Genomic DNA, 14319 nt, shown 5'->3' on the forward strand with positions numbered 1-14319 from the left:
AGGTGGAACTTTTATGAAATTAGAAGCAAACAAAGAATGATTCTTCTAGATGATAATTTATAATCAATTATTAGATAATTTAAACGGCATTCTTATTTTTACATCTATTTATCTTCTTTATTACTTCTCTCATTATTTTGAATTTCCCCCTTAAATCTGAATGTATGATTATACTAAGAATCATACGTTCAAAAGGCCGCCAAATGGCAGCCTTTTGAACGCTAATTTACACCGTTAGTTAAATAGCTTTTATTAAATCAAGGGTTTCCAATCAGAGTCTTTTTCATCTTTCTCATTAGGTTTTCTTACAAACTCAATAACCCTTTCCTCACAAGCTCCTAACACAAGATAGTTTTTTTGTGCTCGCTTTAATGAAACTTCATTTGCTCCACCTTCAGAATCTGGATAATAAAATTGAACCCCATCATCTTCCCAACCACAAATTTCACATATATAGTAAGTATCTGGTGGCTCTTCAGGTAATGTTTTATATCCACAACAAGGACAAGTATATTTCATACAATCACCCCAATATCTATACCATACCCTTGTTCAACTATTCTGTCCTGATAATAGTTGAACAAGGGTATTTTTTTATCTAAATTTGAATGTATGATTTGTATTAGAATCATACATTCAAATAACGCTAATTGGGGCCTTTTGAATGCTTTTAATTTTCAATTGGATCCCCCTTTTTTATAGCTTTAACCTTCACTTCAAAATCCTTCATACCATATTTTTGGGAGATGCGCTCGAAAGAAGTGACTATTTCATTCCGACTTTTTTCTTCTAGTGGCACATAAACATTAATTGTTTTTTTATCTGGACGGAAACCGAACGATATAATATCGTAACCGTCTGTTAGTTCACTGCTTTCTTCCATGAATGCTTGATACTGTTCTTCCTTTTTTTGAGTATTAAAGTAATCATATACAGAGAAAAGTATAAATCCACCAACCAGAACACTTAGTATTATAATAATCTGTCGTTTTTTTAATTTTTTCATATACTCATCTCCAAGTTTTTAAATTCTATCTTTATTTGTAATTTTACCACATTTACCCTATATTTAATTTACTCTTAGAAACACGGAGTTAAAAAAGTAATCATTTTGAATGTATGATTATATTAATTATCATACATTCAAATCGTTGATTTCATTGACTTTATTCGCTTTCTCTCTTTATACTAAAAAAAGAGAAAAAATCGTACATTCAAATCGTTGAACGCCAAGGGTTTCGAGACCCTGTTTTTGAATGTCGTCAGAAAGGGCGAGAAACCATGAAATCAGAAAAAGATGTGCAGCCGATTCGGAATCAGCAGCAACTAGACGATATGAAATGGGCGCTTAAACGCCACTGTTCAGAACGGGATTACATCCTCTTTATCCTCGGCTGCGAAACGGGCCTGCGTGTTGGAGACCTTCTCCGTCTACCCACCCACCAGATCCTCGCCTTAAAAGGCAAACAAAACAAGATCCTGCGTGTTAAAGAAGGCAAAACGCAAAAAATCCGCGACATTTATATCGCGAATTGCTTCCAAGAGGTCTATGAGTACGCTAAAAACGTCCAGAACGCCTGTTTATTCCCGTCTCGTAAAGGAGACAACCCTATTACCCCTACTCAGGCGTACAGACAGCTAAATAAGGCTGCAGAGTATGCTGGTGTGGAACATGTCGGCAATCATACCTTACGGAAAACCTTTGGGTACTGGTTTTATAAGTCTACGAAGGATATTGCGATGTTGCAGCGAATCCTGCATCATGCCCATCCATCTGTTACTCTGCGTTATATCGGCATTACGGAAGAAGAAACGAATAACGTATTGAAGTCATTTAGCGTCTTTAAGCAAATATAAACTTGTTACATAGGGGGAAACTATCATTGAAAAAATTTCGTGGAAAAAAGCGTTATTTTCGTAAGTTGTGGCGAGAATTAAACGTAGAACAATATAATTTAGACTTTGGGCAAGAAGGTTGGTTTGATACTTGGCATACCCATCTTGATTTTTACGGGTTTGGTAATAATAGTATGAAGATAAGAAGAGAACATATAAGAGCACATATAGTTTTATATAACAGTTTATTAGAAAAGCTCCGAACATTTGATAAACCTTATCAATTGTGGATTGGATTAGTGGATGAAGAGGCAGGTTTAGATGCAGTCTATATCCACACTCCTAATCCTAATGAAGACAATTTCCCACTTAAAATGGAAGATTTAAATTGGGATTGCACTGTCCCAAATTATTTAAAAGATTTAATAAACCTAAGCGAATTTAGTGTAGGTCATTATAAATGGGAATCGAATAATCATTACATTATCCATTCAAAAAGTAATGGGATTAAATTGTAGGGTTATGTTCAACTTTAACAGAGCCATTAAATAAAAATAGCAACTAGTTAACATAAACCCCTATTATCGGTACTAAAAAAGGATCTTCGATTGGAAGATCCTTTTAGCTGCTTAAACTATTAACATCCCAATTAATTTGTTATAAGTTATAAAAGCAGAAATTATTTCTTTACATTATTGGTCCATAAAACTCTGTATAAAAGTGCAACCTCAGCTTCTTCAATACCTGTGGGGAGTTCACCATTTTCGCTTCCAACAGACCTCAGTTTATTTTTAGTAGTGCCTACCCATGCTACTAAATAAACAGGTTTGTTTTTCTCTAAAGTAACTTTTTTTCCTACTAGTTTATTGAAAGAAAAAGATGTCATGTTATTTGAATAATTCGTTGTAGCAAGCCCAAAAGGTGTGCCAGCTATCAGTTTTAAAGAAGGGTTTTCGTTATTAATATTACCTATTCCAAAAGAAATGAAGCTATCTTCAAATTTAGTATTCGGTTCATCCGAAGTAGTTAGTAACTCCTCTTCAAGTTTTCCTTTTTCATACATTTCCACGGAAAATTGTAAATCCTCATCTTCCTTCAACTCGCCTTCCAACTTAAAAAATTCAATTTGTTCTACACCTGTTTTACTGATGAGCAATCTTTCTTTTTCACTCATGTTATATGGATCAATGGTTATATTCGCATTTGATAACGGTTTTTCTTTTTCTACACCTGCGCACCCAGTAAACAACATGGCGAAAATTATAAACAAGCAACAGCCTACTAAGTTTCGCATTTTATTCTCCCAGCTAACCATTTTTCTACTAATTATTTCATATTGATCCGGTTTTTTCAATAAATAATTCGATTATATGGCCCTTTAGATGAACAAGGTTCAAGAGTATCAAATGAATACTCTATACAAATCTAATTAACATAATTCAACTTATCGGTAATGAAAACTAGGGTGGTAAAGAGCAAGGTATTAAGAGCTTTTACACACACCCTTAATTGATAAAGAGCATAAGGAAAAAATGATATCACCATGGTGAAATAGGCAAAGCTTAGTGTTTTCATGCTATCGCTCAAATGTCTTCGATGTCCCTTTGTCGCCCCACTCTTTTTGATCAATTTCCCCTTTATGTCCCCTACTGGAGATAAAATAACGGAACACATTTGTTTGTATTTTCCCACGTTTGTAGCTTCTAATGGCTTGTTTAAAGGCGTTTATCGCGAAATATGTAATGGTTTCCGGTTCAAATAAATGGGAAATAGCTTTAGTATCCAGGAAGATACTTTTCCAGAATTCTTCAATCGTGGCTGCATCATCAAAAAAGGCTTCATAGCCTGGATAAATTCATTCTGAACATAAGAAGCTGTAAAAGTAGAATCTAAGGAACCCTGCTTACGTGCCTTTATGTTTTAAGTATATTAGTTTTTAAAAGGTTAGTAGTTTCGCCTTCAGAACGTGAGGCTTCATCCTTAATCTCAGAAAAGAACCCTAATCTGAGAAATTAGGATTCAGCAAAAAGAACTATTCCTTTAGTGTAACCAACATCAGTAATTACTAGGCACGCAGCCATCAAAAACTAATCATCATGAATCCTTGTTGATCAGAATGTACATCCACCCACTGTGAAACATTTTGTTAAGCAAGGACACTTTTCAAGACCATGCATCAGATAATCTACATAAAATTAAGCCTAAATTACTTAGTAAAGGTCTTTCTATACATCACCTCTTGAGGAAACTTTGAATCCGTGAACCCTCAAAACCCATCTCCAGACGAAAGTTTTAGAGGTACAGGGGGACTTTGCACTTTATATTTAGAGAACAGAATTTAAAAATAGATTGAACATTCCTTCTAATTAGATTACAATCTAATTAGATACGTTTGAAAGGAGGTACAGTCATGCAGTTAAACAAATTGATAGCTTTTCACAAAACTGTCGGCGATGCAACCAGAATTCGTATTTTAAGTCTGCTTGCCGCTGGTCCTAAAAACGGACAGGCACTCGCTGGTATTCTAAGTCTCAGTCCTCCCACGATTTCACATCATTTAGCTAAACTAAAGGAAATCAATCTTGTTACAGATCGGAGAAATAAAAACACGATTTACTTTCACCTGAATGAATCCGTTCTACACCAATATTCGCAATCATTGCCAAAATTAATTATTGGAAAGGATAATCCGATGACTATGGACAATTCGCTTCAGCTTGAACACAGAAAGATAGTAGACAATTTCTTCTCTGATGGCATGTTAAAAACGATACCAGCACAACGTAAGAAAAAAATGATCGTTCTTTATCATATGGCTGCCGGTCTAAAAATGGGGAGAAAATATACTGAAAAAGAAATCAATGATTACATAACTCAGTTTCATCCAGATTATGCTACCATCCGTCGTGAGTTTATCGTTTCCCGTATCATGCACCGGGAAAATGCCATTTACGAACTTAACCCAAGAGAATTATGGGATGAAATCGTCGAGTCATAAAATCCAAAACTCTTATTCAAAAAAATCATCAGTCAGATAATTCCTGCTGATGATTCATTACTTTTTAAATTAAATGGCAAAATGATGCCCGCCAATTACTCTTACAACCTTCAGCGTTCTCATCCACTTGCTGTCTGAAATACTTGGATTATAAAAATAGAGTTCGTGATACGCATAATCCTGAATCGCAATGGCCTCATTCACTGCACGTTGTGCATCTTCACCCGCTGGTTGATTAATCGCGCCATCATCGACAGGTGAAAATTGTCCTTTTTGATAAATAACATCTTTGATTGAATCAGGGAATTCATCATCTTGAACCCGGTTTAATACTACTGCTGCAACGGCTACCTTCCCATTATAGGGTTCACCCTTCGCCTCTGCATGCACAAGCCTGCTCAGCAGTTCCTTATGTGTCTCACTGACCACAGAAGGAATTGTAAATGTATCGCCTGGGTTCGCAACATTATTTTCATTTTTATTTACATCTTTAAGAACTTGTATAGGAACACCATACATTTTAGCTATGTCCCATATGCTTTCGCCTTGTTTTACAGTATGTTTTTTTGTATTTTTGTTTGCTAGAGTTTCACTATTCATTGGAAATGTGAAGCCGAGTATTAAGATTCCAAGAGTAACTGCAAAAACGAATGAAGTAAATGTTCTCATCTTGTCTCCTCCTTGTTAAGCATTCAACAAGGATAACAAACTAGACAAACAATTTCAGCGCTAAATTTTTACCAAGGAAACGGAGGAATTTATTCACATGGAATGCACGGAAAAACTTAACTCTGTGCTTTATGTGCTTCCCATTCTTCACGTAAGATTCCCATCCGAATGGAATCATAATATTGACCATTATAATAGCGGCATTTTCGCAGCCGCCCCTCTATCTGCATCCCTATTTTTTTCCTACTGCGATCATTCGTTCATTCCCTGACCAAGTAGTTATCCCAACTCGAGCTATCTCACTGAGTTGAGAGAATAAATATTCTGTATATAAAGAGAGAGCTTCTGTACCAAATCCCCCCTGCCAATAGACAGGCTTATAAATGGTAATCCCCATTTCCAGCCATCTTGTCGCCTCATTCTCCCAATAAAAAATCACCGTACCAATGACTTCTTCACCAACAAGAATGACCATTTGGGAATAAATCCCCATCGCTTCATCCATCATTAGTTCGTTTAGCTCTTGATCATAATACATTTCAAAATCCGGACGATTATGTTCGTAATATGGAGCATCCCACTTTTTCCATTCTGGATTTTCTTCCCCATAGCGCAGGTTCCATAGTTCTGAAATATCCTGTGGTTGAACATTTCGTAAACTGATTTTTTCTCCATCAATCCGCAGATTACTCAAACGTAAATTCCCCCAATTTCTTATTCTATCTTTTACTATTCAACAATAATACCTTGCATTCCTGCTCATTGTAAAAATAATAAATCAGGACCTTACAATTTTAATAAATACTTGTCGCTCACGAGGTCCGTCAAATTCATAGAATTGAATTCCTTGCCATCTCCCTAAAAGCAATCTGTTTTTGTGAAGGATCACTTGTTGTGAGGAGCCGACTGTACTCGCTTTGAGATGGGCTGCTGTATTTCCCTCTTCATGCTGATCTAGCGTATGATTCCAAGGATATAATTCATCTAACCTTCTCATTACATCTGCTGCTACATCCGGGTCAGCATTTTCATTTATGGTAATCCCTGCAGTGGTATGCGGACAATAGATGACTACCATTCCTTCTTCTACAGCCGATTCATTAGTAAATGAAATAATTTCTGGCGTAAGGTCAATTACCTCATCTCTTTTGGTCGTATGAACTGTGATTTTTTTAAACATCTTTCTGCCTCCCTGTATAATAGTAGTTGTATTCCTTTACCCTATTTTAGCCAGAAAAATCAGTAAACTTCCCCTGCCTGTTTATTTCTCAATTCGCTTTTTATTTACATATGCCGCCAATTCTGCAAACTCTCGCTCAAACTCTTTTATTTCACCCTTTGAAACCTGCCTATTACCATAACGGACATCTTGATAGATCGAGATTATTCTCTCTTTGGCACTCACACTATCATGTGGCAGCCTTGATAACCAGTGTGAAAATCCTTCCGCTTTTCGTCGGGCAAATGGTGCTGCTAGTTTCATTTCCCATCCATAAATTTTTTTACGAATCAAGTGGTGAGGAGGTTTACTCAACCTTTCTTCTGGTAAAGGTACCAGCTTGGAATTCATTTTAGGACGGTCATTTTTGGTCATTCCCAAATTTTTTATTCTCTGTAGACGACGACTTAGCAAGATTACGAGTCCTAGTAACATTCCTCCAAATAAAAGATAGCCGCCTATCATAGGATCAGATGTCCCTGCCTCTTCATTCAAAAACATTCCCATCATGTCTTCGGAAGGTTCCTCCTTCACCTCTTCCTTTGTTTGCAGACCAAGCAATAGATCTACTCCATTATTCAATACAGGACCAGTTACAAAAGCTGATCCTGTAAACACAACAAATAATAGATACTTACAGATGGCTAGGAAGGTTGGGAGCAGCATGTATATAAATATCCCTCCACTAGTGGCTGCGATACAGATGGTTAGTCGACTTCTTGCTAGTCTAACTGTATGACTTTCTAGTAAAATCAATAATGCAGCAATTATCAAGAAGAGACCTAGCATGACCCGATTGATCGCTAAACCCGACAGGCTGAGACAAACGAGTACAATTAATCCACAGATGAGTACCTTCTGTTTGTTGTTTTTAATCCCGCTCCAAAAAAGAATATAAAAAGACAAAGTGAATAAAAATGAATACGTAAATCCTGTATTAAATAAAAAGAATATGGAGAAAAACACACTACCTAACAAACTAACTTTCAACCTGATTGTTTGTTTCATCGACAACCATTTAACACCACATATTAGGAGTAAAAATAGGCTAAACCATATCGAATGTATATCAGCGGATAAACCAATTACCAATAGAATAAGAAAATTATATAGAAAGAGCAGCATCGGTTCCTCCTCCTGATAAATGACCATGTTCATTGACATAGACTACTTCACCCTGTAAATTTCCTCTTATGCCGGTACCGCCGACCAATATGGTTAAAACGGATGGTGCTTGTGATTCTTTAATATACGTAAGAAAAGCAGTCTCTGAAAAGGCCGCACCAGAGGTAGAAAGTTGAGCAAGCGCCGTTAACGATGCAGCCAGATGCTCATTACCTTCGCGTAAATTAAGGGTAAGCGGCCTTCCCCCTTTATAGATATTAATAAATAATTCAAAAGACAGGTGTTTAGTGGTCATATATTGACACAGAAATGCTGTAAAAGAGATTAAGTCTTCAAATCTCGAGTGAAAACCACGTTGAGGAGCAGACAAATTCAAACAAATAGTTACCCCGCTATGTGTGACAGGCTGATACTTTTTTGCCACCAGTTGTTGCATCCTTAAAGAAGCCTTCCAATGAATATGCCTAAAACTTTCATTTTCATACTGCTTAACCCCAGACACAGCTGATGCATCTTCTAGATAAGACAACCTGCTTTGTTGGATGCCTGGCATTAATCTTTCTAAACGTTGAATATTGCGAATAGGTTTAATCAATGGGTAAACGAGAATCTCCGTTTGCAGCCTTGGAAGTACAGGAAAGTAGGTCGTACTCGTCCTAAACCAGTCATAGACTATTAATTCAACATTTTCTATTGTATAAAGTCCGCGCTTTTGAGGTCTGATTGAAAGCCGCCATTCAATTGAGTCTTTTGCCGGAATGAGGAACGGATATACCCGCCGGTCTGAAAGCACGCCGTCTCCAGATTCTATTAATACACCTTCAGTTTCAATCGTTTCACTTAATTCAAATGACAATTTCCCGTTTGGAATCGACAGTTTTGCATTGTTTCTAACGCCGATTCCGATAACGGCTTCATTCCCTGGGAAAACCCGGTACCGTCGATTTTCATTTAATATCTGCATAGCATTCGTTATATGATTGGTATAATAATGGACCATGATTGCGTATGAATAATAGATAAGAATACTGGTCATCACGACTGGGTGTTTTAAAAAAATCAGGTCCCAAATGAAGATAATGATTGTGCTCATGATGACTTTATCACTTAAAAAAAATGCCTTATCGATATGGGGGTTCCGCTTCATCGAGAGATCTCAACCGGCACATCGACTTCATGAAGAATTTGCTCTGTGATCTCTCTGCGGCCAGCTGTCAGTGCCCCTTCCATAGTTATCGTGATTCGGTGCGATGCTATCGCTGGAAAGACGAACTGGACATCCTCCGGTATACAATAGCTTCGACCCATGTATAAAGCTTTTGCTTGTGATGCCTTCAACAAAGCTAGTGAAGCACGAGGGCTAAGTCCAGTCTCGCAATACTTACTAGAACGTGTGGCAGCTGTTAACTGAAGAATGTAATCCTCTACAGGTTCACTCACAAGTATTCGCTTCGTTTCAACTTGTAAATCGATTAATTCTTCAAGCGTGATACACACTGAAAGTGTATCAAGCGGTTGGTGTTCTCGAAACCGCCGAATGATAGTTCGCTCTTCTTCCTGTGAGGGGTACCCGAGGGGAATACTCATAAAAAAACGGTCAAGTTGAGCATCTGGCAGTGGGAAGGTTCCCTGTGATTCCAACGGGTTTTGGGTAGCAATTACAATAAATGGAGATGGCAGTTTAATCGTTTCACGATCGAGTGTTATTTGGCGCTCCTCCATTGCCTCTAATAAACTCGACTGTGTCCGCGGCAATGCACGATTGATTTCATCAGCAAGTAAAATATTTGTGTAAACTGGTCCTAATCTTTTTTCAAAATCATTCGATTTAGGATTAAAATACTCTATGCCGGTAATGTCACTTGGCAAAACATCCGGCGTGCATTGAATTCTAGAGAATTGTCCAGCCATGCTCTTAGCCAATGATTTAGCAAGAAGCGTCTTTCCTGTTCCAGGGACATCTTCAAGCAAGACATGTCCGCTGCATAAGACAGATTCAATAAGCAGCTCAATCGCTGTTTCATTTCCAACAAATACTTTCTGAATGTTCTTCTTCAGCTTCTGTAAAGATTCCATATCCGCACCCCAAAATTCCAATTTTTCTACATCTTTCTATCTTCGACATATTAAAAGGAAATTCCTGTTATATCGAGGGAATGAACGGAAAAACCCCCGCAGGAAACTTTCCTGCGGGGGTTATCACACAACTATTTACCCTTGAAGTAACAGCTGTTCTGGATCTTCAAGTAAATCTTTAAGTGTAACAAGGAAGCCTACAGCTTCTTTTCCATCAACAATACGATGATCGTAAGATAATGCAAGATACATCATTGGTCTGTTTTCAATAGCGTCTCCAACTGCGATCGGACGCATTTTAATTGTATGCATACCTAGAATCCCAACTTGCGGGGCATTAAGAATTGGTGTAGACAAAAGAGATCCAAACGTTCCACCATTCGTAATCGTAAATGTTCCGCCTGATAAATCTGATAGAGCAAGCTTATTATTACGAGCTTTCACTGCAAGGTCAGCAATGTCTTTTTCGATTTCACCAAAGCTCTTACGATCTGCATCACGAACGACAGGAACCACTAGGCCTTCGTCAGTTGATACGGCAACACCGATATCATAAAAGTTCTTTTTATGAATTTCATTTCCATTGATTTCAGCGTTAAGCAATGGATATTTCTTTAATGCTGCAATAACCGCTTTCGTAAAGAAAGACATAAATCCAAGTTTTGTATCATTATTTTTAATGAATGATTCTTTATGTCGTTTACGCAGATCCATCACTGCTGATAAATCAACTTCGTTAAAAGTTGTCAACATCGCTGCTTCACTTTGTACTTGAACTAGACGTTTAGCAATAGTCTGACGACGGCGGGACATCTTAATAATTTCAACACGGTCATCCTGCTTAGCCGGAGCAGCTTTAGGTGCTGGTGCTTGTGGAGCTGCTGCTTTAGGTGCTGGTGCAGCACTCGCTGCTTCAACATCCTGTACGCGTACACGGCCTAATGGATCAGTTACAGGTACTGCACTTAAATCAATCCCTTTTTCACGTGCCAGTTTACGTGCAGCGGGAGAAGCAATGACAGTTGATGTTGATTTCTCCTCTTGCTGTACTTCTGGAGCTGGAACGCTTTGTTCAGCTTTTAGTGATTCTTCTTTTACTTCTTCAGCTTTAGGTGCTGCTTGTGGAGCCGCAGTTCCTTTGCCGCTTTCGTCAACAATGGCAATAGATTGTCCAACTAAAACGGTATCCCCTTCTTCAGCTAATAACTCTGTTAATGTCCCCGCATAATCAGAGATAATTTCGACATTTACCTTATCTGTTTCAAGTTCTAGAATATATTCCCCTTTTTCAACCTGATCACCAGGCTGTTTCAACCATTGTGCAATGGCTCCCTCTGTTATTGATTCAGCTAATTCAGGTACTTTTACTTCAGCCATTTATTTCTCCCCCTCAATAGTACGTGTCGTTGCTTTAGATAAGATACGTTGTTGTTGTTTTTTATGGACAGTTGGATCTCCCTCAGAAGGACTTGATCTTCTCTTCCTGCCAACATACGATACCTCAAGTTCTTTCGGTGCTGCTGCATTAATACGTGGTTCTACAAATGTCCAAGCCCCCATATTCTTCGGCTCTTCTTGGACCCATAGAATTTCTTTAAGATTTTCATATTTTGTTAGCGCTTCTTTAATTCCATTGAATGGGAATGGGTAGATTTCTTCAATTGAAATAATCTGCAGCCATTCTTCATTCCCATCTGAAGCTGCTTTTTCACGTAATTCGACAGCAAGCTTACCTGTACAGAAGACAATACGTTCTACCGCTTCTGGATTTTCTCCCAGTCCGGTTGTCTCAATGAAGGACTGGAATTGTCCTTCCGTAAACTCAGCGGCATCTGAGGCCATGATCTGGTTTCTCAATAAGCTCTTCGGAGTCATCATAACAAGCGGGCGTACTTCATCCATTTCCAGAATTTTCGCCTGTCTTCTTAAAATATGGAAGTATTGTGCAGCAGAGCTAAGATTAGCAACAGTCCAGTTGTTCTCTGCAGCCAATGACAAATACCGCTCTAAGCGGGCACTTGAATGCTCTGGCCCTTGACCTTCATAGCCATGCGGCAACAGCATGACAAGACCAGATTTTTGTCCCCATTTAGCACGGCCAGCCGCAATAAATTGGTCGAAAATCACTTGTGCTGTATTGGCAAAATCACCAAATTGTGCTTCCCAAATAACTAAGGTTTCAGGAGCAAAAACATTGTAGCCATATTCAAATGCAAGGACCGCTGTTTCAGTCAATGGACTATTATGAACAGCAAAAGATGCCTTCACTGAATCAAGTGTGTGAAGAGGAGAATACATCTGACCATTGACACTGTCATGCAGCATGATATTCCTCTGTGCAAACGTACCGCGCTCCGAATCCTGTCCGGATAAACGAATTGGCGTCCCATCTTTTAAGATTGTCGCGAAAGCTAGTGTTTCAGCATGAGACCAATCAATTTTCCCGTTTTCTTCAAACGAATCGAGACGTCTTGAAAGAATACGTCCTAACTTTTTGTTTACGCTAAAGCCCTCTGGCCATTCAACAAGCTTTTTATTAATATCGACTAACTCATCTACAGAGACAGCTGTATCAATAATAGGAAGTCCAATTTCAATATTTTTTGGTGTAATCAATTCAGCTATATCTTCTGGTTTATCACCTGAAACGCGATCGTATGCTTTGGTTAATCTTTCATCGACCGATTCATTTAGACTCATTGTCTCTTCTTCAGTTAAAGCACCTGTTTCGATCAGACGATTCTTATACAGGTCTTTAACGGTAAGATGCTTATGAATTTTCGCATACATTTCAGGCTGAGTAACTAATGGCTCATCCATTTCGTTATGTCCGAAACGACGGTATCCGATTAAGTCAATAAGGAAGTCCTTCTTGAACTTCGTACGGTATTGATGAGCAAGTGAAACCGCAGCAAGACATGCTTCTGGATCGTCAGCATTGACATGAACAATCGGAACTTCAAAGCCTTTTGCCAAATCACTTGCATATTGGGTAGAACGAGAATCTTGGCTTTCTGTTGTAAAACCAATCATATTATTGGCAATGATATGAACGGTTCCGCCCGTTTTATACCCGCGCAGGCGGCTCATATTAAAGGTTTCAGGAACAATCCCTTCACCAGGGAATGCCGCATCGCCATGGATTAGAATAGCTAATGATTTTGTAATATCTTGCTCAGGGAACCCTGCTTCCGTACGTGTTTCTTGAGCTGCACGGGAATAGCCTTCCACAATCGGGCCGACAACTTCTAGATGACTCGGATTATTGGCAAGGGTTAATCTTGCTTTTTGTGTACTATCTTTAGTAATTTGTTTATCCAGCCCTAAATGATATTTAACATCACCTGTCCAGCCGTCATTGATGCCAATTGAACCCTCAGAAGGAACAAGATCCTTATTCGGAGAGTGTTGGAATTCAGAGAAAATAATTTCATATGGTTTGCCAAGGACGTGTGCAAGTACATTTAAACGCCCGCGATGCGCCATTGCTATATTGACATTTGATGTTCCATTTTGAACAGATTGTGAGATTAACTCATCCAGAATTGGTACTAGCATATCGAGTCCTTCAATAGAGAATCTCTTTTGTCCGACATACGTACGATGAAGGAATTTCTCAAAACCTTCTACTTCCATTAGTCGTTTTAATAATAAGCTTTTCTTTTCATTTGTTATTTCAGGGAACATATTGCCTGATTCCACCATATCCAGAAGCCATTGTTTTTCTTCAAGATTATTTACATGTTGAAATTCAAAGGAAATGGTTTTCGTATAAAGCTGTTTTAAATAGACAAATGCTTGATAGCCGTCTTTTATTTCAGCTGGAGCCTCTGGACAAATAAATTCAGCCGGAATTTTTTTTAAATCGTCGGCTGTCAATCCATATCGTTCTAAATGGATGAGTACATTATCTAATGGCTCATCATTCAGCGGGTTAATTTTCGCAGCTAAATGACCATAAGCACGAATATTTTCAGAGAATTTCACTGCAGACATAATTTTTTTCATAGACAGTTCTTCACCTTTTGATGCAGTAGAAACTTGTGGTGAGGAAACAGGTCTATTCTCGGTTTGTTCACCCTCTGGCGGCGGTCCTGATTGTACAAAAAATTCTTTTAATTCCGGATCAACCTCATCCGAATTTTCTTGATATAAATCGTATTGTTCCAAGACATACCCAAGGTTTGGGCCTGAAAATGCTCTCCATGGGTCGTATGCAGCAGTCTTGTTGGTCATTTTTTATTAAACCCCCAAATTTTACTTAATATTTTTACTAACCGTTTTATCCATCCCCTAATGCCCATCCTTAAACTACCTATTTTCGGTAAATATATATAAAAATAGTTATTATTTCAAAAGATATGAATATTTAAAGGATAAAACGTTTTCAGATGTT

14 protein-coding genes are annotated in these 14319 nt (G+C 38.1%); 3 read left to right on the forward strand and 11 right to left on the reverse strand.

Features of this window, described 5'->3' with window-relative positions:
* Positions 1-252: 252 nt before the first annotated feature.
* Together WYK_RS01580 and WYK_RS01585 are read right to left on the reverse strand one after the other, a co-directional pair.
* Positions 253-519, reverse strand: coding sequence for a CPCC family cysteine-rich protein (locus WYK_RS01580; RefSeq protein WP_040372697.1), 267 nt, complete (start codon positions 517-519; stop codon positions 253-255).
* Positions 520-670: 151 nt separating this feature from the next.
* On the reverse strand, positions 671-1006 hold the full coding sequence (locus tag WYK_RS01585) for a hypothetical protein (RefSeq protein ID WP_040372699.1): 336 nt from the start codon (positions 1004-1006) through the stop codon (positions 671-673).
* Between the two features lie 275 nt (positions 1007-1281).
* On the opposite strand from WYK_RS01585, the gene WYK_RS01590 reads away from it, so the two are divergent.
* Positions 1282-1857 carry a tyrosine-type recombinase/integrase gene (locus WYK_RS01590; protein WP_040372701.1) on the forward strand — a complete coding sequence of 192 codons (576 nt, stop codon included), beginning with the start codon at positions 1282-1284 and terminating at the stop codon, positions 1855-1857.
* Positions 1858-1883: 26 nt separating this feature from the next.
* Positions 1884-2354, forward strand: a complete 471-nt coding sequence (locus WYK_RS01595) for a hypothetical protein (RefSeq protein WP_040372703.1) — start codon at positions 1884-1886, stop codon at positions 2352-2354.
* 161 nt (positions 2355-2515) lie between these two features.
* On the opposite strand, the gene WYK_RS01600 is transcribed toward WYK_RS01595, so the two are convergent.
* Positions 2516-3130: a hypothetical protein gene (locus WYK_RS01600; protein WP_040372705.1), complete on the reverse strand. Its 615-nt coding sequence runs from the start codon at positions 3128-3130 to the stop codon at positions 2516-2518.
* 1116 nt (positions 3131-4246) lie between these two features.
* On the opposite strand from WYK_RS01600, the gene WYK_RS01605 reads away from it, so the two are divergent.
* Positions 4247-4834 (forward strand): DUF2087 domain-containing protein, encoded by a 588-nt coding sequence (locus WYK_RS01605; protein ID WP_040372706.1) that lies wholly within the window; start codon positions 4247-4249, stop codon positions 4832-4834.
* A gap of 69 nt (positions 4835-4903) precedes the next feature.
* Here the strand turns inward: WYK_RS01605 and WYK_RS01610 are convergent, their stop codons facing one another.
* From WYK_RS01610 to sucA, 8 genes are all read right to left on the reverse strand, one after another.
* Positions 4904-5503, reverse strand: coding sequence for a cell wall hydrolase (locus WYK_RS01610; protein ID WP_051387254.1), 600 nt, complete (start codon positions 5501-5503; stop codon positions 4904-4906).
* A gap of 232 nt (positions 5504-5735) precedes the next feature.
* Complete coding sequence (locus tag WYK_RS01615) at positions 5736-6197, reverse strand: GNAT family N-acetyltransferase (RefSeq protein ID WP_412769690.1); 462 nt, start codon at positions 6195-6197, stop codon at positions 5736-5738.
* 84 nt (positions 6198-6281) lie between these two features.
* The gene (locus tag WYK_RS01620) at positions 6282-6683 is read right to left on the reverse strand and encodes a secondary thiamine-phosphate synthase enzyme YjbQ (protein ID WP_040372707.1); all 402 of its coding nucleotides are present in this window, start codon (positions 6681-6683) and stop codon (positions 6282-6284) included.
* Positions 6684-6764: 81 nt separating this feature from the next.
* The gene (locus tag WYK_RS01625) at positions 6765-7886 is read right to left on the reverse strand and encodes a hypothetical protein (RefSeq protein ID WP_152526375.1); all 1122 of its coding nucleotides are present in this window, start codon (positions 7884-7886) and stop codon (positions 6765-6767) included.
* A complete protein-coding gene (locus WYK_RS01630; protein ID WP_161629085.1) occupies positions 7828-8940 on the reverse strand; it encodes a DUF58 domain-containing protein in 1113 nt (370 codons plus the stop codon). The genes WYK_RS01625 and WYK_RS01630 overlap by 59 nt, the downstream gene beginning before the upstream one ends.
* Before the next feature lie 50 nt (positions 8941-8990).
* On the reverse strand, positions 8991-9923 hold the full coding sequence (locus WYK_RS01635; RefSeq protein ID WP_040372710.1) for an AAA family ATPase: 933 nt from the start codon (positions 9921-9923) through the stop codon (positions 8991-8993).
* Positions 9924-10058: 135 nt separating this feature from the next.
* Entirely contained in the window at positions 10059-11300 is a 1242-nt protein-coding gene (gene odhB, locus WYK_RS01640) for a 2-oxoglutarate dehydrogenase complex dihydrolipoyllysine-residue succinyltransferase (protein ID WP_040372711.1), read from the reverse strand.
* Entirely contained in the window at positions 11301-14159 is a 2859-nt protein-coding gene (gene sucA, locus WYK_RS01645; RefSeq protein ID WP_040372712.1) for a 2-oxoglutarate dehydrogenase E1 component, read from the reverse strand.
* Positions 14160-14319: the final 160 nt, after the last annotated feature.

The organism is Peribacillus psychrosaccharolyticus ATCC 23296 (assembly GCF_000305495.1).
Taxonomy (GTDB): domain Bacteria; phylum Bacillota; class Bacilli; order Bacillales; family DSM-1321; genus Peribacillus; species Peribacillus psychrosaccharolyticus.